23 protein-coding genes and 1 pseudogene are annotated in these 24,017 nt (G+C 70.4%); 6 read left to right on the top strand and 18 right to left on the bottom strand.

Going from position 1 to position 24,017, the window contains the following annotated elements; translation table 11 throughout:
- Positions 1 to 84 precede the first annotated feature (84 nt).
- Entirely contained in the window at positions 85 to 825 is a 741-nt protein-coding gene (locus HGB54_RS01630; RefSeq protein WP_168914906.1) for a FadR/GntR family transcriptional regulator, read from the top strand.
- Positions 822 to 1,589, top strand: a complete 768-nt coding sequence (locus HGB54_RS01625) for an SDR family NAD(P)-dependent oxidoreductase (RefSeq protein WP_168914905.1) — start codon at positions 822 to 824, stop codon at positions 1,587 to 1,589. The genes HGB54_RS01630 and HGB54_RS01625 overlap by 4 nt, the downstream gene beginning before the upstream one ends.
- Here the strand turns inward: HGB54_RS01625 and HGB54_RS01620 are convergent.
- A complete protein-coding gene (locus HGB54_RS01620) occupies positions 1,538 to 1,837 on the bottom strand; it encodes a hypothetical protein (protein WP_168914904.1) in 300 nt (99 codons plus the stop codon). The genes HGB54_RS01625 and HGB54_RS01620 overlap by 52 nt on opposite strands.
- Positions 1,838 to 1,950: 113 nt before the next feature.
- A pseudogene (locus tag HGB54_RS01615) lies at positions 1,951 to 3,084 on the bottom strand (aromatic amino acid lyase); the annotation flags it as partial.
- A gap of 112 nt (positions 3,085 to 3,196) precedes the next feature.
- Between HGB54_RS01615 and HGB54_RS01610 the strand changes: the two are divergent.
- The 4 genes from HGB54_RS01610 to HGB54_RS01595 all read left to right on the top strand — a co-directional run bounded on the left by HGB54_RS01610 (position 3,197) and on the right by HGB54_RS01595 (position 6,083).
- Entirely contained in the window at positions 3,197 to 3,961 is a 765-nt protein-coding gene (locus HGB54_RS01610; protein WP_168914902.1) for an IclR family transcriptional regulator, read from the top strand.
- A 182-nt stretch (positions 3,962 to 4,143) separates the two neighbouring features.
- Entirely contained in the window at positions 4,144 to 4,728 is a 585-nt protein-coding gene (locus HGB54_RS01605) for a ferric reductase-like transmembrane domain-containing protein (RefSeq protein WP_168914901.1), read from the top strand.
- 40 nt (positions 4,729 to 4,768) lie between these two features.
- On the top strand, positions 4,769 to 5,329 hold the full coding sequence (locus HGB54_RS01600) for a hypothetical protein (RefSeq protein ID WP_168914900.1): 561 nt from the start codon (positions 4,769 to 4,771) through the stop codon (positions 5,327 to 5,329).
- Between the two features lie 106 nt (positions 5,330 to 5,435).
- A complete protein-coding gene (locus HGB54_RS01595; RefSeq protein ID WP_168914899.1) occupies positions 5,436 to 6,083 on the top strand; it encodes an FAD-dependent oxidoreductase in 648 nt (215 codons plus the stop codon).
- A 47-nt stretch (positions 6,084 to 6,130) separates the two neighbouring features.
- On the opposite strand, the gene HGB54_RS01590 is transcribed toward HGB54_RS01595, so the two are convergent.
- The 16 genes from HGB54_RS01590 to HGB54_RS12775 all read right to left on the bottom strand — a co-directional run bounded on the left by HGB54_RS01590 (position 6,131) and on the right by HGB54_RS12775 (position 24,006).
- A complete protein-coding gene (locus tag HGB54_RS01590; RefSeq protein ID WP_168914898.1) occupies positions 6,131 to 6,565 on the bottom strand; it encodes a hypothetical protein in 435 nt (144 codons plus the stop codon).
- Positions 6,566 to 6,726: 161 nt separating this feature from the next.
- Positions 6,727 to 7,920 carry an elongation factor Tu gene (gene tuf, locus HGB54_RS01585; RefSeq protein WP_168914897.1) on the bottom strand — a complete coding sequence of 398 codons (1,194 nt, stop codon included), beginning with the start codon at positions 7,918 to 7,920 and terminating at the stop codon, positions 6,727 to 6,729.
- A gap of 110 nt (positions 7,921 to 8,030) precedes the next feature.
- Positions 8,031 to 10,145: an elongation factor G gene (gene fusA / locus HGB54_RS01580; RefSeq protein ID WP_168914896.1), complete on the bottom strand. Its 2,115-nt coding sequence runs from the start codon at positions 10,143 to 10,145 to the stop codon at positions 8,031 to 8,033.
- Positions 10,146 to 10,230: 85 nt separating this feature from the next.
- Positions 10,231 to 10,701 carry a 30S ribosomal protein S7 gene (gene rpsG, locus HGB54_RS01575; RefSeq protein WP_104265237.1) on the bottom strand — a complete coding sequence of 157 codons (471 nt, stop codon included), beginning with the start codon at positions 10,699 to 10,701 and terminating at the stop codon, positions 10,231 to 10,233.
- A complete protein-coding gene (rpsL, locus tag HGB54_RS01570) occupies positions 10,701 to 11,075 on the bottom strand; it encodes a 30S ribosomal protein S12 (RefSeq protein ID WP_055857271.1) in 375 nt (124 codons plus the stop codon). The genes rpsG and rpsL overlap by 1 nt, the downstream gene beginning before the upstream one ends.
- A 414-nt stretch (positions 11,076 to 11,489) precedes the next feature.
- On the bottom strand, positions 11,490 to 12,659 hold the full coding sequence (locus HGB54_RS01565) for a hypothetical protein (RefSeq protein ID WP_168914895.1): 1,170 nt from the start codon (positions 12,657 to 12,659) through the stop codon (positions 11,490 to 11,492).
- 103 nt (positions 12,660 to 12,762) lie between these two features.
- Entirely contained in the window at positions 12,763 to 13,398 is a 636-nt protein-coding gene (gene pilO, locus HGB54_RS01560) for a type 4a pilus biogenesis protein PilO (protein WP_168914894.1), read from the bottom strand.
- Entirely contained in the window at positions 13,395 to 14,147 is a 753-nt protein-coding gene (locus HGB54_RS01555) for a hypothetical protein (protein ID WP_168914893.1), read from the bottom strand. Before HGB54_RS01555 ends, pilO begins: the two co-directional genes overlap by 4 nt.
- Complete coding sequence (gene pilM / locus HGB54_RS01550; RefSeq protein WP_168914892.1) at positions 14,144 to 15,190, bottom strand: type IV pilus assembly protein PilM; 1,047 nt, start codon at positions 15,188 to 15,190, stop codon at positions 14,144 to 14,146. Before pilM ends, HGB54_RS01555 begins: the two co-directional genes overlap by 4 nt.
- 50 nt (positions 15,191 to 15,240) lie before the next feature.
- The gene (locus HGB54_RS01545) at positions 15,241 to 16,086 is read right to left on the bottom strand and encodes a prepilin peptidase (RefSeq protein WP_168914891.1); all 846 of its coding nucleotides are present in this window, start codon (positions 16,084 to 16,086) and stop codon (positions 15,241 to 15,243) included.
- Positions 16,083 to 17,873: a hypothetical protein gene (locus tag HGB54_RS01540; RefSeq protein WP_168914890.1), complete on the bottom strand. Its 1,791-nt coding sequence runs from the start codon at positions 17,871 to 17,873 to the stop codon at positions 16,083 to 16,085. The genes HGB54_RS01545 and HGB54_RS01540 overlap by 4 nt, the downstream gene beginning before the upstream one ends.
- 2 nt (positions 17,874 to 17,875) lie before the next feature.
- Complete coding sequence (locus HGB54_RS01535; RefSeq protein WP_168914889.1) at positions 17,876 to 18,577, bottom strand: PilW family protein; 702 nt, start codon at positions 18,575 to 18,577, stop codon at positions 17,876 to 17,878.
- Positions 18,574 to 19,950: a type IV pilus modification PilV family protein gene (locus HGB54_RS01530; protein ID WP_168914888.1), complete on the bottom strand. Its 1,377-nt coding sequence runs from the start codon at positions 19,948 to 19,950 to the stop codon at positions 18,574 to 18,576. The genes HGB54_RS01535 and HGB54_RS01530 overlap by 4 nt, the downstream gene beginning before the upstream one ends.
- 116 nt (positions 19,951 to 20,066) lie before the next feature.
- A complete protein-coding gene (locus HGB54_RS12780) occupies positions 20,067 to 20,477 on the bottom strand; it encodes a type IV pilin protein (RefSeq protein WP_168914887.1) in 411 nt (136 codons plus the stop codon).
- A 243-nt stretch (positions 20,478 to 20,720) separates the two neighbouring features.
- Complete coding sequence (locus HGB54_RS01520; RefSeq protein ID WP_228545887.1) at positions 20,721 to 21,938, bottom strand: type II secretion system F family protein; 1,218 nt, start codon at positions 21,936 to 21,938, stop codon at positions 20,721 to 20,723.
- Positions 21,939 to 21,960: 22 nt separating this feature from the next.
- Complete coding sequence (locus HGB54_RS12775; protein WP_323740673.1) at positions 21,961 to 24,006, bottom strand: type IV pilus twitching motility protein PilT; 2,046 nt, start codon at positions 24,004 to 24,006, stop codon at positions 21,961 to 21,963.
- Between the last annotated feature and the right edge of the window lie 11 nt (positions 24,007 to 24,017).

The following is a 24,017-nucleotide window of genomic DNA, read 5'->3' as shown; positions in this document are numbered from 1 at the left end:
CGCATGGATCTTGGTATGCCAAACCCTTTATGCGGTACGGTTTCCACAGCGAGCAGTGATGTTGAACCCCGGAAGTGGAGCAGGATGAGCGAATTCAGTGCGATCCCGCGTCGGCCGTCGCTCGCGACTCAGGTCACCGAAGAGCTCCTCGACGCCATGGCCTCCGGCCGCCTTCAGCCGGGCGCCACTCTCCCGACCGAGCGTGCGCTCAGTGCCCAGTTCGGGGTCTCCCGGACGGTGATCCGCGAGGCGGTCCGCGGTCTCGAGGCGAACGGCGTGCTGGAGATCAAGTCGCCACGTGGGGCGACGGTGGCGGTCGTCTCCGGCACCCACGCTGCGGAGACGCTTGAGCGCTACCTGCGCGGTGCGCAATCCCAGGACATCATCCAGCCGGGCCACATCGCGGAGATCCGCATCACGCTCGAGCTGAGGCTCGTCGAGCTGGCGTGCGAGCGAGCCACCGACGACGATGTGGACGCGATGGAGCGCGAGCTCGACGCCATGAAGAACGGGGCGAGCGCCGAGCAGACCGCGGTCCACGACGCCGAGTTCCACCGCCTGATCGCGGTCGCGACCCACAACGCGCTGGCGGTGACGCTGATCGAGTCGATCAACGCCACCATGCGCTCGATCCGGGTGCGCAGCCTTCAGGTGGAGGGCAGGCCGGCGCTGGCGGTCGCCCAGCATGCCTCGGTGCTGAAGGCGATCCGCGATCGGGACGCAACGGCGGCCCGGAACGCCATGGACGACCATCTGGAGGACTCGAGGCACTACTACAGCAGCGTTGGTCCGTCGGAGTCGGCGGAACCGGGGGCGGACGCGTGACGGAGCGACCGCACGGCAGACTCGCGGGCAAGACCGCGCTCGTGACGGGCGCCGGCTCCGGAATCGGCCGCGCCGCGGCGCTCGCGTTCGCCGGGGAGGGCGCCGAGGTGTTCTTCGCCGACCGGGATCTCCATGCCGCACAGGAGGCCGCGGCTGAGGCGGCGGGTCGCGGGCACGCCCTCCACGTCGACATCGCCGACGAGCCGTCGGTCGTCGCCGCGTTCTCCGCCGTCGCCGCCGCGGGCGCACGGCTCGACGTGGTCGTGGCGAACGCCGGCATCCAGGCCTTCGGCGAGGACGCGCCGGTTGCCGAGCTCGACCTCGCGGCCTGGCGGAAGACCATCGAGGTGAACCTGACCGGCACGTTCCTGACCCTGAAGCACGGCGTGCGGGCCATGCTCGGCCGGGGAGGCTCCATCATCGTCACCGGCAGCCCGACCGGGGTCACCGGGGAGGGCGCGGGATTCACCGCCTACTCCGCCTCGAAGGCGGGCGGACATGGGCTGGCGCGCACCGTCGCTGCGGACTACGCCCGCAGCGGGATCCGCGTGAACACGGTCGTTCCCGGATACACCGCCACGCCCCTCGTGGCCGCCATCGCGGACGATCCGGAATCAGCGGCGGCCATCGTCGGACGAGTCCCGCTCGGCCGGTCCGGCACGCCGGACGACGTCACCGGGGTGATGGTGTTCCTGGCCAGCGACGAGGCGTCCTACGCCACCGGCGGCATGTTCTTCGTCGATGGAGGCATGAGCACGCTGTGATCGGCCCGAGCGGCGCCCGCTCTCCGGAAGAGCGCGAGGTGCGTCACGGGGATGGCGATGGCGGCCGCCACGAGGAAGGCGATGGCTGCCATCAGCACGATGGCGACGAGCAGCATCGCCCACCCGCCGGCGGTGAGGCCGATCACCACGAACACGACGACGTTGACCAGGGACGCGCCGAGCGCGGAGAGCAGGTTGTGCAGCACCCGGGCCCCGGGGCGGCGGTTGCGATGGAGGACGTTCCCCACGATCACGAGCACCGTCCACAGCGCGAGTGCGATCAGAAGGCGCCGAACATCAGCGACGGCGCGTCGGAGAGGAACGCCGCGGCCGGGTCGGTGCTGTCGATGGAGTTGAGGCTCCCGGGGTCGTGCGCGAGGAACGGCGGCAGCCCCGCATTGCGCGCCTTATCGAGGAACCGATCGGTGCGCCGCTCGCTCATGCTCGCGAGGTCGGCGACCGCGATCGCGAGGAAGTCGAGAACGAACGCGACGGGCGCCCCGTGGAAGTTGCCGTTCGACTCGACCCGCCCGTCGAGCGTCACGACGGGGTTGTCGATCGCGCTCGCGAGCTCGCGGGTCGCGACGAGCGCGGCGTGCGCCATCGTGTCGCGCACGGCGCCGTGCACCTGCGGCGCGCAGCGCAGCGAGTACGCGTCCTGCACGCGCGTGCAGTCGTCGGTCCTGTGGCTCGCGACGATCGCCGATCCGGCGAGCACGGCGCGCAGGTTCGCGGCGCTCGTCGCCTGGCCGGGGTGGGGGCGCAGCTGCTGCAGATCCGAGGCGAAGACCGCGTCGGTGCCGAGCTGGCCCTCGACGCTCATACCTGCGGCGAGGTCGGCGGTGGCCACGAGGCCGTCGAGGTCGGCGAGCGCGAGGCAGAGCATCCCGAGCATGCCGTCGGTGCCATTGATGAGGGCGAGGCCCTCCTTCTCCTCGAGCTCGAGTGGGCGGATGCCCGCCGCCGCGAGCGCGTCGCCGGCGGGCACGAGGTCTCCCGCGGCGTTCCGCACCGAGCCCTCGCCCATCGCGGCGAGCGCGCAGTGCGCGAGCGGCGCGAGGTCGCCCGAGCAGCCGAGGCTGCCGTACTCGCCGACGATCGGGGTCAGCCCCGCGTTGAGCATCGCCGCGTAGGTCTCGGCGACGACGGGGCGCGCGCCGGTGCGGCCGGTGGCGAGCGTCGCGAGGCGCAGGAGCATCGTCGCGCGGACGACCTCGCGCTCGACCTCGGCCCCCGAGCTCGCGGCGTGCGAGCGGACGAGCGAGCGCTGCAGCTCGGCGCGCTTCGCGAGCGGGATGTGCGTGGTCGCGAGGGCGCCGAACCCGGTCGAGACGCCGTAGTGGGGCACGGTGTCGTGGGCCAGCCCAACGATGAGCGCGCGCGTCGCGGTCATGGCGGCGAGGGCATCCGCGTCGATGACGACCTCGGCGTCGTGGCGGGCGACGGCGACGACCTCGTCGCGAGTGAGGGTGCGGGAGCCGACCGTGATGCGCATGGCCCCAGTGAAGCGCTCGCGCGCGTCGGCGACACCGGCCCGGCGCGATAATGTGTCTGAGATTTCAGACGATGTTCACGAGAGCGATGGTCAAGAGAGCGGAGGCCGGGCGATGCCGGATGTTCCCGCGGCGCGCGCGGCCCTGCGCATCGTCACGCACCTCGCGCACCACAGCGAGCCCGTGCCCGCCTCGACGATCGCGCGCGAGCTCGGGCTGCCGCGGTCGTCGACGTACCAGCTCATCCGCGTGCTGCAGGAGGAGGGGTACGTCGTCCACTACCCCGAGCTGCGCGCGTACGGGCTCGGCGGGGTCGTCGCCCAGATCGGGTCGAGCGTGCTGCAGGCGAGCCGGCTCGCGCGCCTCGCCAACCCGCTCATCGAGCGGCTCGTCGCCGAGGCCCCCGTGCCCGCGGTCGCGCAGCTCGCGGTGCTGAGCGGGTCGGACGTCTCGTACGTCGGCCAGGCCTCGGCTCCGCGTGCGCCGACGACGGTCGCGCGGCTCGGCGTTCGCCTGCCCGCGCACCTGACCGCGACCGGACGCGCGATGCTCGCCGCGCTGCCCGCCGCGCAGGTGCGGGCGCTCTACCCGCACCGCGACGCGCTCATCACGCGACACGGCATCGGCCCGGCGACGCTGCGCGAGCTCGATGGCATCCTCGCCGAGGCGCGCGGGCGCGGCTGGGCCGGCGAGCACGGAGAGATCACGCCCGACTACTCCTCCGTCGCCGCCGCGGCGACCGACCGCGCCGGCTACCCGAGTGCGGGCATCGGCCTGACCTATCGGGGCGAGGCGGTGGATGCCCTCGCCGAGGCCGCGCTCGCGCGCGCGGTGCGCGCGGCCGCCGACGCCCTGACGGCCCGTCTCACGGGGCGCTGAGCGGATTCAATTGTCACGCGTGACAGGATTCACTGCATGGGGAAGGGCGACGAGGAGGATCGGCCATGATGCTAGGAGCACGATCGGGGGGCACGGTCGCCCTCCGACACCTCGTGATGGCGGCGATAGCCCTCGCGCTCGCGGGGGCGGCCTGGGCGCTGTACAGCTCCTGGAGCGCCGACATGAGGCTCTGGAAGTCGCTCGGGGTGTCGGCGATCGGGCTGCTCTGGTGGGCCATCATCATCGGACCGCTCGCCCGCCTGTGGCCTCGACTCTCCGGGCTGGTCCCCTGGCGACGAGAGGCCGGGATCTGGTTCGCTCTCGTCAGCGCGCTCCACGGCTACCTCGTCTGGGACGGCTGGGCCCGGTGGGATGTCGCCGGCCTTCTTGGGTACCAGTTCTCACCGGAGTCGGGACTCTACCTGCGAGCAGAGCCCGGCTTCGGCCTCGCCAACCTCCTCGGCGTCGCTGCGCTCGGACTCGGCCTCGCGCTCGCCGCGACATCCTTCGATCGTGCCGTCGCGTTTCTCGGGATCGGCTCATGGAAGTGGATGCACACTCTGGCCTATGCGGCCTTCTACCTCGTCACGCTGCACGTGCTCTACTTCGCCTTCATCCACTATTCGCCATCACCGACGAGGCTGACGATCTACGAACCGAATCCGCTCCGCTACTACTACCTGGCGTTGTTCCTGACCGCGGTCGGCGCTCAGGCCTCCGCATTCACCGCCGCCGTCTGGCGCCGACAGAAGGTCGGAGCGCTCTGATGCGGTCGAACAGGCGTCGACCTGGCGCGGAGCTCCCCCGATGAGAGGTGCACTGCGAGCGACCGGTCTCGCGCTGATCGGACTGAGCCTCGTCCTCCCTCTCGCCCTGCTGTCGGTCGTCGTCGTCGCGGCCGAGCAGCAGGTGACCAGCAGAGCGTCCGCGGCACAGCAGAGCGAGACCGCCGCTCCCTACGCGCAGACGTTCGCGATGACGATCCTCGAGGAGCAGCGAACGATCGATCTGTGGCTGGTCGACCTGGATACGGAACCGTTCTTCCGTCAGACCATCACAGCGGGCGGCACGGTCGTGTCCGACCAGATCTACCGATTCGATGAGCGCGCCCTCTACACGTCGGATGACGGATCCCCGGACGCGCCGGCCTGGTCCGTGCTGTCTCCTGTGGAGCCGGAGGCCCTCGGGCTCCCCGATCTCTCCGCTGGACCGGCGCAGTGGGCGGCGCAGTTCGGGGCGGGGGAGCAGCAGATCCCTCTCGCTGACGGCACCACGGTAAACGTGGTCATCCACGCAGTGGATGACCCCATCGATCCGGCGATCTTCACGCTCCCCCCCGACGCCGTCGTGACGCCGGCCGGGCCGTAGGGTGCGGGGCGATGACCGGCCGCAGGCCGTGGAGACGCAGGGATCGTCGGTGAGAGGGCACGTCGCTCGGCGACGTTCATGGCTGACCCGCATCGTGGATCGGAGAGTGATCGCTCCGGATGTGATCGAGATCTCGGTGAGCCGCCCCCCGGGCTTCGATTTCGACGCGGGGCAGCACGTACAACTGGGCGTCCTCGCACTGGACGGACGCGACCCGCATGGCCGTTCGCGCGTCTTCTCGATCACCTCGTCGCCCAGCGACAGAGACATCCTGGCCGTCGCCTTTCGACGGTCTCCGAGCGCCTACAAGCGGACCCTCGCCGGCCTCGCCTTCGGTTCGACGGTCAGGCTGTCGGGACCTTACGGCCACGTGACGCTGACGAGGAAGTCCGACAGGCCCCGCGTCCTGGTCGCGTTCGGCGTCGGAATCACCCCTCACGTGAGCATGATTCGCTTCGCTTCCGAGGAGGCGCTGACCGTCCCCATCGCCGTGCTGCACGTCGCGAATCACGAGAGGCGCGTCGCCTATGCGGATGAACTCACTCGGTGCGCTGCGGAGAACCCCGCGATCCGGCTTCTCGCTCGATCCTCCTCACTGGCTCTCGCCGACCTGGAGCGGGCTCGTGACGAGCACCCGCACGCGATCTGGTACCTCTCCGGCCCTCCCACTCGAGTGGGTAGCGCTGTCGCCGACCTCCGGGGTCTCGGGGTGCCGGAGCGGGACATCTTCACGGAGGAGTTCATCGGCTACTGACACCGGGATGCGTGCCGCGGGCGACCCGGCGGGCTGACTCGCGTGGGTCACCGGCTCCTGCGACGGGGGGAAACGATCAGCAGCTCGGTGACGAGTACCGCGATGATGGCCGCGACCAGGAGGACGGCGCCCGCTCCGAGCGCGATCGCGATGATGAGGCCCGACCAGCCGCTGTCGGCCGGGCCCGCGACCAGCGCGAGCAGGCCGGTGTTGACGCCGACCGCGACGACCGCGGTCAGCAGGTGCACGCCGATGCGGACGCCGACCGGGCGGTGGCGGAGCGCGACGGACCCGGCGATGAGCAGGAGGGTCCAGAGGCCGATCGCGATGCCGGTCGCGCCGAAGAGGAACCGGGCGGCGTTCGGAACGATGTCGCCCGGTGCGGCGGCGTCTCCCGCAGTGACGATCGACAGCCCGACGAGGGCGAGGACGATCGTGATGCCGAGGATCGAGCCGACCTCGGTGAGGATCCGCCTGCCCATGCGTGCCGCCCTTCGCCGGGCATCAGCCTCGTGACGGACGCTCTGCCGCGACTGTAGCGCCCCGCGTGCCGGAATGGCGCTCAGGGCGGCTGAATCGCTGCGGGAACGACGAAGCGGGGGCCGGGCTTGCGCCCGACCCCCGCTCGTGGTGCTGCGAAGAACTACTTGATGATCTTCGTGACCGTGCCGGCGCCCACGGTGCGGCCACCCTCGCGGATGGCGAAGCCGAGGCCCTCCTCCATGGCGATGGGCTGGATCAGCTCAACCGTCATGTCGGTGGTGTCGCCGGGCATGACCATCTCGGTGCCCTCGGGCAGCGAGATGACGCCGGTGACGTCGGTGGTGCGGAAGTAGAACTGCGGGCGGTAGTTCGTGTAGAAGGGGTTGTGACGCCCACCCTCGTCCTTGGAGAGGATGTACGCGGTGCCCTCGAAGTTCGTGTGAGGGGTCACCGAACCCGGCTTCACGACGACCTGGCCGCGCTCGACGTCCTCGCGCTTGGTGCCGCGGAGGAGCAGACCGCAGTTCTCGCCGGCCCAGGCCTCGTCGAGCTGCTTGTGGAACATCTCGATACCCGTGACCGTGGTCTTCTGCGTCGGGCGGATGCCGACGATCTCGACCTCGGAGTTGATGCCGAGGGTGCCGCGCTCGGCGCGGCCCGTGACGACGGTTCCACGACCGGTGATCGTGAAGACGTCCTCGATCGGCATGAGGAAGGGCTTGTCCTTGTCGCGCACCGGGTCGGGGATCGACTCGTCGACGGCGGCCATGAGGTCGAGGATCGCCTGGACCCACTTCTCGTCGCCCTCGAGCGCCTTGAGGCCCGAGACCTGGACGACGGGGGCGTTGTCGCCGTCGAAGCCCTGGCTCGAGAGGAGCTCGCGCACCTCGATCTCGACGAGCTCGAGGATCTCCTCGTCGTCGACCATGTCGCTCTTGTTGAGGGCGACCATCAGGTACGGCACGCCGACCTGCTTGGCGAGGAGCACGTGCTCGCGCGTCTGGGCCATCGGGCCATCGGTCGCCGCGACCACGAGGATCGCGCCGTCCATCTGCGCGGCACCGGTGATCATGTTCTTGATGTAGTCGGCGTGGCCGGGGGCGTCGACGTGAGCGTAGTGACGCTTGGGCGTCTCGTACTCGACGTGCGAGATGTTGATCGTGATGCCGCGCTGACGCTCCTCGGGAGCCGAGTCGATCGACGCGAAGTCACGCTGCACATTCGTCGCCGAGGGGAACTTGTCGGCAAGCACCTTCGAGATGGCGGCGGTGAGCGTGGTCTTGCCGTGGTCGACGTGACCGATCGTTCCGATGTTGACGTGCGGCTTGGTCCGCTCGAACTTGGCCTTAGCCACTGTGGGTCCTCCTCAGGACTCGGTTGCCAGCATCCGAAGGTCTCGGACGCTCTGCTGTTGGGTGTGTGTTCATCGTAGCGATGCTCGTGGGAGCACCGCAGAGCGAGAGGTTACTCGCCCTTGCTCTTCTGGACGATCTCGTCGGCGACGGCCTTCGGGACCTCGGCGTAGCTGTCGAAGGTCATCGAGTAGACGGCCCGGCCCGAGGTCTTCGACCGCAGGTCTCCGACGTAGCCGAACATCTCCGACAGCGGGACGAGGGCACGGACGACCTTGACGCCGGTCGCATCCTCCATCGACTGGATCTGCCCACGACGGGAGTTCAGGTCGCCGATGACGTCGCCCATGTACTCCTCGGGGGTGCGCACCTCGACCGCCATGAGCGGCTCGAGGAGCACGGGGGTCGCCTTGCGAGCGGCCTCCTTGTAGGCCATCGAGCCGGCGATCTTGAACGCCATCTCCGAGGAGTCGACGTCGTGCGCCGCGCCGTCGAGGAGCGACGCCTTGACGCCCACCGTCGGGAAGCCGGCGAGAACGCCGACCTGCATCGCGTCCTGGATGCCCGCGTCGACCGAGGGGATGTACTCGCGCGGAACGCGACCACCGGTGACGGCGTTGACGAACTCGTAGCTCGTCTCGGGCGTGACCTCGAGGGGCTCGAGGCGGATCTGGATCTTCGCGAACTGGCCCGACCCACCGGTCTGCTTCTTGTGGGTGAAGTCGAACTTCTCGATCGTCTTCTTGATCGTCTCGCGGTAGGCCACCTGGGGCTTGCCGACGTTGGCCTCGACGTTGAACTCGCGCTTCATGCGGTCGACCAGGATGTCGAGGTGCAGCTCGCCCATGCCCTTGATGACCGTCTGACCGGTCTCCTGGTTCTGCTCCGTGCGGAACGTCGGGTCCTCCTCGGCCAGCTTCTGGATGGCCGTGCCGAGCTTCTCCTGGTCGGCCTTCGTCTTCGGCTCGATGGCGACCTCGATGACGGGCTCGGGGAAGGTCATGGACTCGAGGACGACCTGCTCGTTGGGGTCGCACAGCGTGTCGCCCGTCGTGGTGTCCTTGAGGCCGATGACCGCGTAGATGTGACCGGCGGTGACGCTGTCGACCGGGTTCTCCTTGTTGGCGTGCATCTGGAAGATCTTGCCGATGCGCTCCTTCTTGCCCTTGGTCGAGTTGATGACCTGGGCGCCGGAGTCGATCTTGCCGGAGTAGACGCGCACGTAGGTGAGGCGGCCGAAGAACGGGTGCACGGCGACCTTGAACGCGAGGGCCGCGAAGGGCTCGCTGGCGTCGGGACGGCGCTCGATCTCCTTCTCCTCATCGCGCGGGTCGTGCGCGATCGTCGGCGGCACCTCGAGCGGGCTGGGCAGGTAGTCCACGACCGCGTCGAGCATGGGCTGCACGCCGCGGTTCTTGAACGCCGAGCCGCAGAGCACGGGGTAGATCTCGGAGGCGATCGTGAGCTTGCGGATGGCGCCCTTGATCTCGGCGACCGTCAGCTCCTCACCGCCGAAGTACTTCTCCATGAGCGCGTCGTCGGTCTCGGCGACGACCTCGAGCAGCGCGGTGCGGTACTCGGCGGCCTTCTCGACGAGGTCGGCCGGGATCTCCTCGATCTCGTACTTCGCACCCATGGCGACGTCGCCCTTCGCATCGCCGCGCCACGTGAGCGCGCGCATCTCGACGAGGTCGACGACGCCCTCGAAGGAGCTCTCGAAGCCGATCGGAAGCTGGATGACCAGCGGCTTCGCCCCGAGGCGCTTGATGATCGTGTCGACGGTGAAGTAGAAGTCGGCGCCGAGCTTGTCCATCTTGTTGACGAAGCAGATGCGCGGCACGTCGTACTTGTCGGCCTGGCGCCAGACGGTCTCGGACTGGGGCTCGACGCCCTCCTTGCCGTCGAACACCGCGACGGCGCCGTCGAGAACGCGCAGCGAGCGCTCGACCTCGACGGTGAAGTCGACGTGGCCGGGGGTGTCGATGATGTTGATCTGGTGCTTGTTCCAGAAGCACGTCGTCGCCGCTGACGTGATGGTGATGCCGCGCTCCTGCTCCTGCGCCATCCAGTCCATGGTCGAGGCGCCGTCGTGCGTCTCGCCGATCTTGTGGTTGACGCCCGTGTAGAACAGGATGCGCTCGGTCGTGGTCGTCTTGCCGGCGTCGATGTGCGCCATGATGCCGATGTTGCGGACCTTGTTCAGGTCGGTCAGCACGTCCTGTGCCACAGGGGGTTCCTCCGGTTCGATAAAAAGTGCGGGTGCGAGCAGGGGCGAGGGGCGGGGCCCGCCGCCCCCGCTCGCGAGCTGGTCGTTACCAGCGGTAGTGCGCGAAGGCCTTGTTCGACTCGGCCATCTTGTGGGTGTCCTCGCGACGCTTCACCGCGGCGCCGAGGCCGTTCGATGCGTCGAGGATCTCGTTCATGAGGCGCTCGGTCATCGTCTTCTCGCGACGAGCCTTGGCGTAGCTGGTCAGCCAGCGCAGCGCGAGCGTGTTCGCGCGGTGCGGCTTGACCTCGACGGGCACCTGGTAGGTGGATCCACCGACACGACGCGACCGCACCTCGAGGGTGGGGCGCACGTTGTCGAGGGCCTTCTTCAGCGTGACGACGGCATCCTGGCCGTTCTTGGCCGAGACGCCTTCGAGCGCGCCGTAGACGATGCGCTCGGCGAGACCCTTCTTGCCATCGAGGAGGATCTTGTTGACGAGCTGGCTGACGATCGGGGCGCCGTAGACGGGGTCTGCGACGACGGGCCGCTTCGGGGCCGGTCCTTTACGAGGCATTACTTCTTGTCCATCTTCGCTCCGTAGCGGCTGCGCGCTTGCTTACGGTTCTTGACCGCCTGGGTGTCGAGCGCGCCGCGCACGATCTTGTAGCGCACGCCGGGGAGGTCCTTCACACGACCGCCGCGGACGAGCACCATCGAGTGCTCCTGCAGGTTGTGGCCCTCACCGGGGATGTAGGCCGTGACCTCGGTACCGTTCGAGAGCTTGACGCGGGCCACCTTGCGGAGGGCCGAGTTCGGCTTCTTGGGCGTGGTCGTGTACACGCGAGTGCACACGCCGCGCTGCTGCGGGTTGGCCTTGAGGGCCGGCGCCTTGGTCTTGACGACCTTCGGCGTGCGGCCCTTGCGGACCAGCTGCTGAATTGTGGGCAAAATTGCTCCTTGACAGTGCTGCACGGTGACAGCGGTTGCGGTGTGGTCAAACCCGACGCGCGGTTCTCACCGGGTCGGGCTCACGCGAATCCGCCGGTGGTCGACTGCTCGACCCTGGTGACGGATATGCCGTGGGGGCGTCTCGGGCCGCGCGTCGCGCTCTCGCGCTGCTCGGCCCCGTGGCCCTCGATCGTGGATGCTCTCGCCCGCGCTGCCCGCCCCACCTCGGTGGCACGACTCAGGCGCGCGCTCACGCACACACGTGGTCAAGAGTACGCGGCGCGGGCAGAGCGGTCAAACGGCGATCGTGGGGAGTCGCGGTAGGCGCCCGACGACCGCGCCGCGACCGCGCGGTCGCCTCGTCGCGAGGTCGCCGCGTGTCACGTCGCAGTGCGGGTCACACCGCAGGGCAGGTCAGGCCGCGGGGCGCGCGGCGCGCGATTCGGCGAGCTCGCGCTCGTAAGCCTCGCGCGCCTCGACGTTGCGGGTCTTCACGGTGCGGCCCCGCTTCGCGACGAGCCCGCCCACCCAGATCGGCACCTCACGCGCGGCGATCGCGGCCGCCCAGCCGATGGGGTTCACGAGCTGCTGGGTGATGAACAGCTGCACCTGCGCGGCGGGGGCCCCGAGCGCGTTGGCCGTCAGCAGCGACGACCCGATGAAGACCAGGTAGACGAGCGCGGCGACGATGAACCCGCCGAGCACGTGCGCCCACCAGCCCGCGCGGTTGACGATGAGCGCGAGCAGCACGTAGAAGAGCGCGAACGCGACGATCGGCAGGTAGTAGCTGGGCGTGAGGAAGAAGTCGACGGCCTCGCTCGCGACGATGCCGCCGCCCGCGATCGCCACGAACAGCAGGGCGAAGGCCGCGTACACGACCGCGAAGACCGGGGTCGCCGCGAGCGCGATGCCCACGCCCATGCCGCGGTTGCCCTTCTTGCGGGGCGGGGTCGGGGCGGGCACGTAGACGACCTGCGGCGACGCATCGGCGGTCGGCGTGGGCGCGGCGGGTGCGGCTGCGGCCGCGGTGGCGGCGGACGCGGCGACGGCGGCGGGCTCGTGGGCGGGGGTCTCGTGGGCGGGGGTCTCGTGGGCGGGGGTCTCGTGCGCGGAATCCTGCTGCACGGCGGCCTGCTGCACGGCGGTGTCCGCCGGGGCGGTGGGCTCGTGCGCGGGCCGCTCGGCACCGTGGACGACGGGAGCGTGCTCGGGCACGTCGACGCCGGCGGTCGTGCGGGGTTCGGTCGCGGAGCCGGCGACCGGGGCGGCGGCGGGCTGCGGCTCGACGAGGTCGGGGGTCGGGTCGGCGGCGAGCGACGCGGGCGCGGGCTCCGGGTCGACCAGGGCGGGGGTCGGCTCGGGGCGGACGGGCGGCGGGGCCCAGCGGCTGTCGTCGGCGGGCTCGGAGGCGGTCGGCTCGGCGGCGGGCTGCTCGGGCTCGGCCTCGGCCCGGGGCTCGTCGGCGATCAGGGGCGCGCCGTGCTGCTCGGTCGCGGCGGACGGGCCGGCAGCGGCATCCCGATCGTGCGCGATCGTCGGATCGTGCTCGTCGCGGGGTTCCGACGGGGTGGGGGTGGTGGACATCGCGGAGCCCTTCGCTGGGAGTCGGATCGCGGCAACCCTAGCAACGACGACGGCGCGGATGCCCGAGGGGGGCATCCGCGCCGGTCGCGGGTCGCGCGGGGTGCTACTCGTCGAGCGCCCCGGTCGGCTGCTCCTCGGCGGGGGCCGCCGCGGGCTGCGCGCCCTCGGCGAGCGCGTAGGCGCTGCCCGTGAGATCGGCCGTGTACAGACCGGCCTCGACGTCGACGGTCATGACGACGTCGCTGACGAGCAGCAGCCGGGTGGCCGACTGGACGCCGGAGACGAAGGCCGTCACCTGCTCGAGGGTTCCCTGCGCGGAGATCGTCAACGGCTTCACCGCGAAGGTGTCGCCCGTCACCCCGCTCGGGATGGCGCCGGCGAACTCGGGTGCGGCGAGGTAGGCGACGAGCTCCTGCGGCGTGTACGTCAGCAGACGGGCGCCGGACGAGGAGGCGATCGCGTCGAGCTCGCGCAGCAGCGTCGACTCGTCGACCTGGTCGGGCACGTTCTCGCGCAGCGTCTCGATGTCTGCCTGGATCGTCGGCATCTCGGCCGCCTGCTCCTCCAGCGACGCGAGCGTCGCCTCGAGGCCGCGGTTCTGGGCCTCGACGGCCTCGCGGTCGTCGCGGGCGCGGTCGGCGGCGGCGAGCTCGGGCTGCACGCCCAGGAAGAGGCCGAGCGCGACGACGGCGACGATGAGGGCACCGCTGATGATGGCCCAGAGCCTGTTCTGGTTCACGGGGTTCCTCCTGCCGCGTCGGTCGTCTCGTCGGTCGCCTCGACGGGCTCGGCCGCCTGATCCTGCGCGGCGGCGATCACCTCGTCGGGGATGTACCGGCCGCTCCACGCGCCCTGCGTCACGCCGACGGCGATGCCGGTCGTGTAGAGCTGGACGTCCTCCGCCCACGAGACGCCGCTCGTGCCGGCCGCCGAGAACCCGGTCACCGACGTCTCGAGGGCGTCGAGCCAGTCCGCGACGCGCGGGACGGTCGGGGTCACGGCCGTGAACGTCATGACGGCGCTCACGGGAGCGGAGAACGGCGTCGTCGGCTGCGGGTAGGCGACCATCGAATCGCCGCTGTCGAGCGCCATCTCGATGATCACCGCGTCGGCGGGCAGCGCCGCCTGCACCTCGGCGACCCGGGCCATCCAGTCGATCTCGGAGTAGGCGCCGGCGATGCGCGCGTCCTGCAGCGCCTGCCGGGTTCCGGTCAGCGTGCGCAGCTCGGAGTACTCCGACTGGGCGGCGAGCAGCTCGACCGTGCGGTCCTGCTCGCGCGAGAGCTCGAGGGCCGCCGCGAGGGAGGTGACCTTCGCCGCGCCGTACCCGCCGGCCGTGATGAGCAGCGCGCCGACCACGGCGACGCCGAGCCACACCCGCTGACGGGCGCCGCGCTGGGCGACGCGCACCTCGTTCGGCAGCAGGTCGACCCGCGGCATCCCGCCGATGACGAGGTCGCCGGCGCTCGCGGTGCCGCGGGCGCTCACGCGGCGGCTCCGAGTGCGAGGCCGAGCGCGAGCGAGAGCGAGTGCTGTCCGGCCGGGTCGGCCTTCTGGGCGGCACCGCTGAGCGGGATGCCCCCGAGCGGGTCGGCGTAGGTCACCGGCACGCGGGTGTAGTCGGCGAGGGCCTTCGGCAGCCCGGCGAGTCGCGCGCCGTTGCCGACGAGCACGATGCGGACGACGCGCCGCTTCTCGTGCGTCGAGTCGAAGAAGGTGATCGTGTTGCGGATGTTGGAGACGAGCTCACCGGCCGCCGCGTACACGGCTTCGAGCGCCGGACGCTGCTCTTCAGGGATCGGCTGATCGGTCAGACCCACAGCCCGTTTGGCCTGCTCCGCCTCCGGCAGCTCGATCTGCATGCGCGTCGAGACGGCCCGGGTGATGTCGTCACCGCCGCTACCGACGATGCGCACGAACTGGGGCACGCCATCGGTCATGACGAGGATGCTCGTCGTCGAGCCGCCGATGTCGACGACGGCGATCGCGCCGTCGCCGTGCTCGGTACGACCGATGACACGGCTGAGCGCGAAGGGGTTGAGGTCGACGCCGACGGGCTTGAGCCCGGCGAGGCGAACGGTGTTGACGTTGGCCAGCACGGCCTCCTTGACCGCGGCGACGAGAATGCCGTTGACCACCGGCCCTTGCTCGCCCATCGACTCGGAGACCGGGTAGAAGTCGAGCACAGCATCCATGACGGGCATCGGTAGCATGTCCTGCACCTGGAAGGGCAGCGACTCCTTGATCTGCTTGAGCGGCATCTTCGGCATCGACAGATCGCGGGCGAGCACCCTCTGATTGCCCATCCCGAGAACGACGTTCTTCGTCGAGAATCCGCCCGTCGACCAGAGCTTCTTCAGCACTGCCGCGACGGTGTTGGGCTCGACGACCTCGCCGCGGCGGACGGCGTCCGGCGGAAGGGCGACCTCGGCGATGCGGCTGATGGTCGGCTTGGCGCCGTCTGCGCCGCTGACTTCGACGGCGCGAAGGCTCGCCCCGCCGATGTCGACTCCGACGATGGATGTACTCATGTGCTGTTCCCCCCTAGGAATGCTGCTGCGCTGCTGTGCGGCGGTCGGCCTCAGACGAGCCCGACCGCACCGAGGTAGCCCGTGAAGAGCGGCTCCCCCGCGACGATGCCGATCCACGCCCCCGCGAGCATCCACGGCCCGAACGGAATGCCCGTTCCGCGCCGTGCGCGTCGTACTGCGATCAGCAGCAGTCCGACGATGCCACCGATGAGGAAGGCGGCGAAAGCCCCCACTGCGAGGGCCCCCCATCCGACCCACCCGAGGTAGAGCCCGAGCACGGCGGCGAGCTTGACGTCGCCGAGCCCCATCCCGCCGGGTCGCGCGAGCGCGAGGGCGAGGTAGAAGGCGAAGAGGATGCCCGCGCCGGCCAGCGCACGACCCAGGTCGCCCGCCTGCGCGTCGCCGAGCATGGCGAGCGCGAGCAGCACGAGGCCCGCGATGCCCGTCGAGTAGACGATCGGGTTCGGCAGGCGGTGCGTGTCGAGGTCGATGGCGGCGAGGGCGACGGCGGAGCCGGCCAGCACGAGGAAGGCGAGCAGCTGCGCGATCGCCGCGAGCGCGTCTGGCGTCGTCGCCGCCCCGAGCACGGGCGGCAGGAACACGAGGGCGACCCCGGCGAAGGCGACGCCCGTGGCGGCCTCGACGAGCGGATAGCGGGCCGAGATGCGCTCTCCGCACCTCCGGCACTTGGCGCGCAGCACCAGCCACGAGAGCACCGGCACGTTGTCGTAGGCCGCGATGCGCTCGCCGCACCCCGGGCAGCTGCTCGGCGGTGACACCACCGACTCGCCCCGCGGTACGCGATGGATGACGACGTTGAGGAACGAGCCGATGAGCAGCCCCAGCACGCCGATGAGGGCGACGAGCAGGGGCAGCAGGGCGAGGAGGTCGGTCATCCCGCCACCGTGCCATCACCGTTGAAGGCTCTGCCGACCTCGATCCACACCGTCACGCCGTACGTCGTGGTCACCGGGGAGAGGAACTTGGGCGGCGCGGTGTACCGCAGGCGCTCGTCGTACAGGTAGTTCTTGGCGTAGCCGTTCGATCCGCTGCGGACGATGCCGCGGAACTTCTGCGCGATCGCGCCGTTGACGGTGAGCGTACCGCGGTTGCCGCCGCGGTCGTAGTTCTGCACCTGCATGGTGTGCGCCACCGAGAGCATCGCCGCGTCGACCCGGCGGTTGGAGCCGCCGAGCACGGAGTTGCTGCTGGAGTTCACCGGGTTCCAGATCCAGATCGCATCGGTGCCGATGAGGCCGAGCATGTCCTCGTTGGCGTCCTCGTAGACGATGTTGCCGGTGACGTAGATGTAGTTCTCGGCGGCGATCGTCAGCTGCCCGTCGAGGGTTCCCTGCACGAAGGCGTCGCCGTTGCGGCACTCGTAGGCGTCGTTGCGCGTCATGCGCTCGTTCGTGGTCGGGTAGCCGATGCCGTTGCCGTACCCGTTCGCGCTGCCGCCGCCGACGCGCGAGCTGCCGCTCAGCCCGTTGCACGCGAAGCCGCTGAACGGCATCGAACCGGAGGCGGTGAAGTTCGGATCGGACGCCACCGTCGGCACGTTCTGCACGTAGATGACGTTGTTGGCCGGCGGGGTGAAGGTGGCGCCGCCCGCCGAGCGCAGGCTGGCAATGGCGCCGCAGGCGGCGGGCTGCGATCCGCTCGTCGCCGGATCGCCCGTGACGCGCGTCGCGCGGGTCCACGGGGAGCGGACGGTGATCGTGCCGTTGGCGTTCAGCTGGATGCTCGTGGGCCCGGTGTAGAGGCACCCGGGCAGCGGAACCTCGGTCGCCAGGTCGCTGCGCACCTCGCGCTTGAGCTGGGAGTTGGTCTGCGGCATGCCGATGACCGGGCTGTACGCCGGCGACCCGGCCAGGTCGAAGACCTGCCCCCCGCAGGAGTTGTTGAGGGAGTTGCGCGGGTTGTACCGCAGGCCCGACGACGGGTTGTACGAGGTGGTCAGCGCCCCCTTGAAGCGCGCCTCGCAGATGCGGATGCGGTCGTTGGAGTGCGCGGGGCCGTCGACGACGTCGTTCGATCCGAAGGCGATCTCGCTGCATCCCGAGCCGCGACCCGCGTAGGCGTACCGCACGCACGAGGCGGCGTCGCCGCTCATCACCGGATCCTGGATCTCGTAGTCGGTGAAGTAGAGGAAGTCGATGAAGCCCTGCTGGCGCAGGTCGGCCACGATCGTGCGGGTCTCGTCGCCGACGCGGCCCGTCGAGCGCAGGTAGAGAGTGCCGGTCTCGTAGTACTGGGAGTTGTCGATCTCGTAGCGGTACGAGGCCTCGCCGTCGGATCCCGGCACATCGGCCCACGTGCCGGCGGCCCCGACCCCGAAGGCCCGGTTCTCGGCGGTGCCGGTGGGGAGCGAGACGATGCTCGCCTCGCCCGACTCGTTCTCGGCGCCGTTCGTGAAGCGGGAGGCGGAGTTGCCGTACTGCAGGTAGGTCGGGTCGTTCGCCAGCCGGCTCTGGTACTCCTCGATGCCCGCGTACGCCGCCGCCATCGCCGAGCTCCACGAGGCGTCGGAGTCGGCCTTGCGGAACGCGCCGAGGCCGTAGGCGATCGCCGCCGTCATCATGATCGTCAGCACGGCGCCGATCGAGATCACGAGCACGAGGGCGATGCCCTCGTCGTCGGGCCGGGTCGTCGCCCGCAGGCGGGCGCGCAGGATTCGCAGCATTGTCAGGGGCTCACTCTCGAGATGCCGAGGTTCGGGATGCCGACGGTGCTCTGCAGCGTGACCGGTGCGGCGCGCAGCGTGACGTCGGCCTGCACGGTGAGCCGCACCTGCACCGAGGCGATGTTGCGCAGCTGGTTCGTCGTGAACGAGCCGGTGGTCGGCACCGGGATGATCGTGCCGTCGGGCGTGCGGTAGGTGAACAGCCACGGCTCGGTGCCGGTTCGCGCCGCGACCGTGCGGGCGATGACCCGCGTCGAGCTCGGGGTCGTGTTGAAGACGAAGTAGGAGCCGTTCACCCGCGTGCTGTCCCACCGGGTCTCCATCAGCTCGCGCTGGCCGTTGATCCAGAAGCGCACCTTGATCGGGCGGGGATCGGTGCTGTCGGTGTCGAGGTAGGCGTGCAGCGTGAGGTCCTCATTGCGCGCCTCGACGAAGACGGGATTGTTGAGGGACTGGCCCTGCACGCGGATCTCGGTGCCGGCGCGGATCACGCGGGTGAGGTTGGTCATGCCCACCGAGGCGGTCGAGGTGCTGTCGGTCGCCGCGCGGTCCTCGGTGAAGGCCCCGGTCATGGCGACGTAGAAGGAGACGACCACGGTGCTGAGCACGCCCAGGACGAAGATCGTGACCAGCAGCTCGGGCAGGCTGAAGCCCCTGTCGTCGTGGTGCAGGCGGCGCACGACGCGCGCGACGAGGCGGTTCACTCCGGCACCCGCGGGTCGAGGGTCACGACGCCCAGCAGCGCCGGGAGGAGCGCGGTGCCCTCGGCCTGGATCGCTCCGAGGCCCGGGATGTTGTTGCGGCTGCCGCTGCTGTTGCCGGTGCGGATCTCCCAGCTGCCGTAGGGCAGCGCGAGGCGGGTGGTGCCCGAGGGCAGCTCGTTCCAGCGGTACTCCATCGCGATCGCGCATCCGGGCCCGGGGCCCGTGTTGAGCGAGATCGCCCGTACGAAGCGGTTGGCGCTGTTGACGGTGAGCTGGAAGGTGCCCATCGGCACATCGATGGTCGTCGCGCCCCCGGGCACGGCAGCAGCGGCCTCGGCGCGGCGCCCGACGTAGGTCACGCCCGCCTGCTCCGTCGACGGCCAGGCCGCCGGGTCGGGCGCGAGGCATCCCTGGTTCGCCTCGTTCGGGGCGGCGTACGCGCCCGCGACGGCCTCGTACCCGGCGGCGAAGGGGTGGAGGGGGATGTTCCGCGTCATGTTGGCGTTGGTCGCCGTGGACTGGTGAGCACCGTAGGAGCTGAGGAAGGTGGTCACCATGTTGTTCGGGATGACCGGCGCAGGCCCTGTGATGCCCGGGGCGTACTGCGCGGTGAACGTCGCGGCGCGATCGTACTGGAACCCCACCGAGGCGGCGGCGCCGGCTTCGACCCCGACGGTGATCGTCGAGGTCGCGTTCTGCGCGACGTCGACGTAGCCGGAACGGGAGACGGTGACGTTGTAGTTGCCGGGGTTGACCTTGAGGATGTACGTGCAGCCCTGCGCATCGGTCGGCAGCGGCGCCTCGGCGAGGGCGGTCGCGCCGTCGGCGGGGCTCGCCGGCGTCGCGGTGACGGTCACGCCGGCGGAGCCCGCCCCGGAACCGCCGAGGACGGAGACGAGGATCGTGCCCTTGGTGGGATCGTTGATGCGGTTCTTCGGGTCGATGACCGTGTACGTGCGGACGGTCGCGCCGTCGTCGCGCATGTTGGTCCAGGAGACCTCGACCTCGACGCGCTTGTAGCGCAGCGGGGCTCCGCCCGAGCCGCACTGAAGGTCGATCTCGGGGTCGGAGACCCAGCGGGTCGTGCGCGCGACGGTGAAGGTGTCGCCGTTGAGGTCGAGCGACCGCGTGGCGTCCTGCAGGGCGAAGACGTCGGCGAAGCCGCGGGAGATGTCGATCTCCTCCGCGGCGAGATTGAGGGCGACCTCGCGGGCGCGGGAGTCGCGGCCGAGCGAGAGCACGGAGAGCATCGTGTAGAGCAGACCGGTCGAGATGATGGCGAAGATGACCATCGCGACGAGCACCTCGGGCAGGCTCATGCCCCGGTCGTCGTGCGCGGCGATGGTGAGCCGGCGGCGGATGCTGGTGATCACGAGTTCGACCCCCCTCGGTGTCTCGTGCGGTGCTGCGGTTGGAGCGGTGGTGTGACAGGTGTGTGCCGGCCCCGGCAGCCTTCGGGAGGCTGCCGGGGCCGGCGAGTACAGGACTACTAGTCCTGCAGGCCGCCAGCTTCGGAGTCGTACGAGAAGGTCTCGCCCGTGAGGTCCCGGTGCGTGGCGCCGAGGACGAATCCGCTGGTGTCAGCCGACGTCACGGTGACGGTGACCCCGTCGGTGGCCTCGTAGCCGTTGGCCGTGAGGTCCGCCACTACGAGATCGGTGTACGAGCCGTTCTCCTGGGTGGCGTAGGTCTCCGCCGCGATGGCGGCGTTCTTGAGGTCGGACTCGACCGAGGCGCGCCAGGCGCTCTCGCGCTGGTTGAGGAAGACCGGGATGGCGATCGCCGCGAGGATGCCGATGATGATGACGACGACGAGCAGCTCGACGAGCGTGAAGCCCTTGTCGCCGGCGCGGCGGGCGTCGAGACGCTCGGTGATCGAGGTGTTGATCTTGGTGAACATGGCTGGTGTCTCTTTCCTGTCGAAGGTGATGGAGCGTGGGACACGAGCGCTGAGTCTGTGGCCCCCCGGAAGCAATACTCCGTCGCCTCGGGGGGCGGGGTAATCCCGTGTTCGGGGGGTTTTCTCCCTGGTCAGACCCCCCTTTCGGGGCGGTGGAACGACTAGCGCGCCGCCCTCAACCCCCAGTGCGGGGGTGAGAGCGGCGCGCGAGTGCCGATAATCAGCGGAGCACAGCCCGTCGGCTCAGCCGATCTCAGCGAAGATCGAGAAGACGGGCATGTAGAGCGCCACGATCATGCCGCCGATGACGACGCCGATGACGCCGATCATGAGCGGCTCGATGAGCGAGGTGAGCGACTCGGCGGTCGACTGCACCTCCTCGTCGTAGAAGTCGGCGACCTTCTCGAGCATGATCTCGAGCGAGCCGGAGTCCTCACCGACGGAGACCATCTGCGTCACCATGGCCGGGAAGATGGGTTCCTCCATGAGGGGCGCGGCGATCGAGCGGCCGGTGCGCACGCTGTCCTGCACCTTCACGAGCGCCTGCTCGATGACCCAGTTGCCCGAGGTCTCACCGACGATCGCGAGCGACTGCAGAATGGGCACGCCGGCCGCCATCATCGTCGCGAAGTTGCGCGAGAACCGCGCGATCGCGACCTTGCGGAACAGCTGCCCGAAGACGGGCATCTTGAGGAACAGCGGGTCGACCTTCGAGCGCACCTCGTCGGTGTGCTTGTTGCGCCGCCACCAGACGTTGAACGACACGATGACGACGAGCAGCACCGGCACGATCCAGAACATGTTCTCGGAGAGGGTCACGAGCAACTGCGTCGGCGCGGGCAGCTCGCTGTCGAATCCCTCGAACATGCCCTTGAACACCGGCACGATGAAGATCATCATCGCGATGACGGCCGCGAATGCCATGCAGAGCACGGCGATCGGGTAGGTGAGCGCCGACTTGATCGTCTGCCGCAGTTTGACGTCGGCTTCGAAGTTGCTCGCGATCGACTCGAGCGAGCGGTCGAGGAAGCCGCCGGTCTCGCCCGCCTTGATCAGGTGGATCATAAGGCGCGGGAAGATGAGCGGGTGCCGGTGGAGGGCGTCGGAGAGCGAGGAGCCCGTCTCGACGTCACTGCGCACCTTGCCGAGCACCTCGGCGAGCTTCGGGTTCTCGGTCTGCTGGCTGAGGATCGTGAGCGTGCGCAGGAGCGAGAGGCCCGAGGCGAGCATCGTGGCCATCTGCCGGCTCGCGACCGCGAGGTCCTTCAGAATCACGCGCTTCTCGAAACCCGGGATGCTGATCTCGCGGTTGAGGCCCGTCGCGGCCGACTCCTCGATCGAGATCGGGGCGATGTTCATGGAGCGCAGGCGCGAGACGACGGCGCTCTCGGTGGGAGCATCCAGCTTGCCCTTGACGACCTTGCCGCTGGCGTCGCGCGCGGAGTAGGCCCACGTCTTCATTGACTGCGAAGTCATGGTCATGTCAGAAGTTCCCGTTCATGCCGGCGGCGGCCATCGAGCCGCCCGATTCGGCCCGGTGGATGAGCTGGCGCAGGTTCTCGGAATCCTGCGCCTTCTCCATCGCGGCCTGGTGGGTGATGACCCCGTGGTTGACGAGATCGGCGAGGTGCTGGTCGAGCGTGTGCATGCCCAGCTCGCGGCCCGCCTGCAGCGCCGACGGGATCTGGAAGGTCTTGCCCTCGCGGATGAGGTTGCCGATGGCCGCGTTCGCGACGAGGATCTCGGTCGCGACCGCGCGGCCGCCGCCCGAGGCCCGCGGGATGAGGGTCTGGCAGACGACGCCCTGCAGCGTCGAGGCGAGCTGCGCCCGCACCTGGCCCTGCTGGTGCGGCGGGAACACGTCGATGACGCGATCGATCGTCTGGCCGGCGCTCTGCGTGTGCAGGGTCGCGAAGACGAGGTGGCCGGTCTCGGCTGCGGTCAGCGCGACGGAGATGGTCTCGAGGTCGCGCAGCTCGCCGATGAGGATGACATCAGGGTCCTGCCGCAGCACGTGCTTGAGTGCGTTGGCGAAGGAGTGGGTGTCGCTGCCGACCTCGCGCTGGTTCACGAGCGACTTCTTGTTCTCGTGCATGAACTCGATCGGATCCTCGACCGTCACGATGTGATCGGTTCGGGTGCGGTTCACGAGGTCGATGAGGCCCGCGAGCGTGGTCGACTTGCCCGAACCGGTCGGGCCGGTGACGAGCACGAGGCCGCGGGCGAGCGTGGCGAAGCGCGAGACGGAGGCGGGCACGCCGAGGTCGGCGAGCGGCTTGATCTCGGTCGGGATGAGGCGGAACGCCGCGCCGAGGTTGCCGCGCTGCTGATAGACGTTCACACGGAACCGGCTGTCGGCCGAGAGCGTGAACGCGAAGTCGAGCTCGAGGTGCTGCTCGAAGGTCTCGCGCTGCGCGGGCGTCATGATGCTGTGCAGCGCGCCCTCCATCTTCTCCGGCGTCCACGGCACCGTCGAGGGCAGGTCTTCGAGAGCACCGTGCAGACGGATGCGCGGGGGCGCGTTGACCGCCACGTGCAGGTCGGAGCCGCCCTGCGACACGACCTGGGCGAGCGCCCACAGCAGATCGGGGTCGGCGTGGCTGCGCGCGGAGCGGCGGCCCTCGGAGGCGGAGGCGCGCGCCTCGGCGGCGGGCGATGAGACCGGTGCGGGAGCGGCAGCGTCGTGCTCGGGAGCGGGCGGGGCGGACGAACCGGGCGACGCGCTCGACGGCATGGCGAACACCGCTGCGGCGGGCTCCGGCTCGCTCGGAGCGAGGACGGCGGTGGAGGCCGGGACGGCGGGCGGCGCGGCGGGCGGCGCGGCGAAGACCGGCTCCGGGGCGGCCGCCGATGCGGCAGTGGCGGCGGGCACCGCGACCGGGATCGGCAGGGCCGACTCGGGCGAGGGCGGCGGCGCGGAGTGCCAGGTGCCGTCGTCGACGGCAGCGGCGGCGCGGACCTCGGCGTCGAGCGCGGCGGCGGACGCCGGCTCGGCGTGCGCGATCGGCCCGGTGGCCGGCTCCGGCGCCGAGAAGCGCGGCGGCGGCGGGGTGAAGTCGGAGATCGGCGCGGTGAAGGCGGGCGCGGCCGCCGGCTGCGACACGGCGGGAGCCGGGGCGGATGCCGCGGCGGGGGCGGCCGTCGCGGCCGCGGCAGGCGGAGCGAACTCCAGCGGCGCGCTCGCCGGCGGCGGGAACGCCGCCGCCGGAGCGGCGTACGGCTCGGAGGTCGGCGCCGGGCTCGGCGGGACGACCGACGGCGCGGGTGCGGCAGGAGGTGCGGCGGCGGCCGCGGGCTGCGCGCCGAGCTCGGCGCCGAACGGGGCGGACGGGGCGGACGCCGCCTCGGCCGCCTCCGGCTGCATCGCCGCGGCGATGAAGTCGTCGAAGGAGGGCATGGGCGGCGCGGCGTACCCGGCTGCGGCCGCCGGGGCCGGGGCGGGCGCGGGCGGCGCGGGCGTCGTCGGCGCGAAGCCGCTCGTGAAGGGCTCGAACACGGGCCGCTCGGTGCTGGTGGCGTCGTCGGTCATGATGCAGTCCT

This window comes from Microcella flavibacter (genome assembly GCF_012530535.1).
GTDB lineage: Bacteria > Actinomycetota > Actinomycetes > Actinomycetales > Microbacteriaceae > Microcella > Microcella flavibacter.
Note: the sequence above shows the minus strand (reverse complement) of the source record. Positions and strands in the feature narration are given on the sequence as shown.

What these genes read in the sequence shown, in the direction of transcription:
- HGB54_RS01630 (WP_168914906.1), top strand. Translation starts at nt 85, where the DNA reads ATGAGCGAATTCAGTGCGATCCCGCGTCGGCCGTCGCTCGCGACTCAG.
- HGB54_RS01610 (WP_168914902.1), top strand. Translation starts at nt 3,197, where the DNA reads ATGCCGGATGTTCCCGCGGCGCGCGCGGCCCTGCGCATCGTCACGCAC.
- HGB54_RS01605 (WP_168914901.1), top strand. Translation starts at nt 4,144, where the DNA reads ATGAGGCTCTGGAAGTCGCTCGGGGTGTCGGCGATCGGGCTGCTCTGG.
- HGB54_RS01600 (WP_168914900.1), top strand. Translation starts at nt 4,769, where the DNA reads ATGAGAGGTGCACTGCGAGCGACCGGTCTCGCGCTGATCGGACTGAGC.
- HGB54_RS01590 (WP_168914898.1), bottom strand. Translation starts at nt 6,565, where the DNA reads ATGGGCAGGCGGATCCTCACCGAGGTCGGCTCGATCCTCGGCATCACG.
- rpsG (WP_104265237.1), bottom strand. Translation starts at nt 10,701, where the DNA reads ATGCCTCGTAAAGGACCGGCCCCGAAGCGGCCCGTCGTCGCAGACCCC.
- HGB54_RS01565 (WP_168914895.1), bottom strand. Translation starts at nt 12,659, where the DNA reads ATGTCCACCACCCCCACCCCGTCGGAACCCCGCGACGAGCACGATCCG.
- pilM (WP_168914892.1), bottom strand. Translation starts at nt 15,190, where the DNA reads ATGAGTACATCCATCGTCGGAGTCGACATCGGCGGGGCGAGCCTTCGC.
- HGB54_RS01545 (WP_168914891.1), bottom strand. Translation starts at nt 16,086, where the DNA reads ATGACCGACCTCCTCGCCCTGCTGCCCCTGCTCGTCGCCCTCATCGGC.
- HGB54_RS01540 (WP_168914890.1), bottom strand. Translation starts at nt 17,873, where the DNA reads ATGCTGCGAATCCTGCGCGCCCGCCTGCGGGCGACGACCCGGCCCGAC.
- HGB54_RS12780 (WP_168914887.1), bottom strand. Translation starts at nt 20,477, where the DNA reads ATGTTCACCAAGATCAACACCTCGATCACCGAGCGTCTCGACGCCCGC.
- HGB54_RS01520 (WP_228545887.1), bottom strand. Translation starts at nt 21,938, where the DNA reads ATGAAGACGTGGGCCTACTCCGCGCGCGACGCCAGCGGCAAGGTCGTC.
- HGB54_RS12775 (WP_323740673.1), bottom strand. Translation starts at nt 24,006, where the DNA reads ATGACCGACGACGCCACCAGCACCGAGCGGCCCGTGTTCGAGCCCTTC.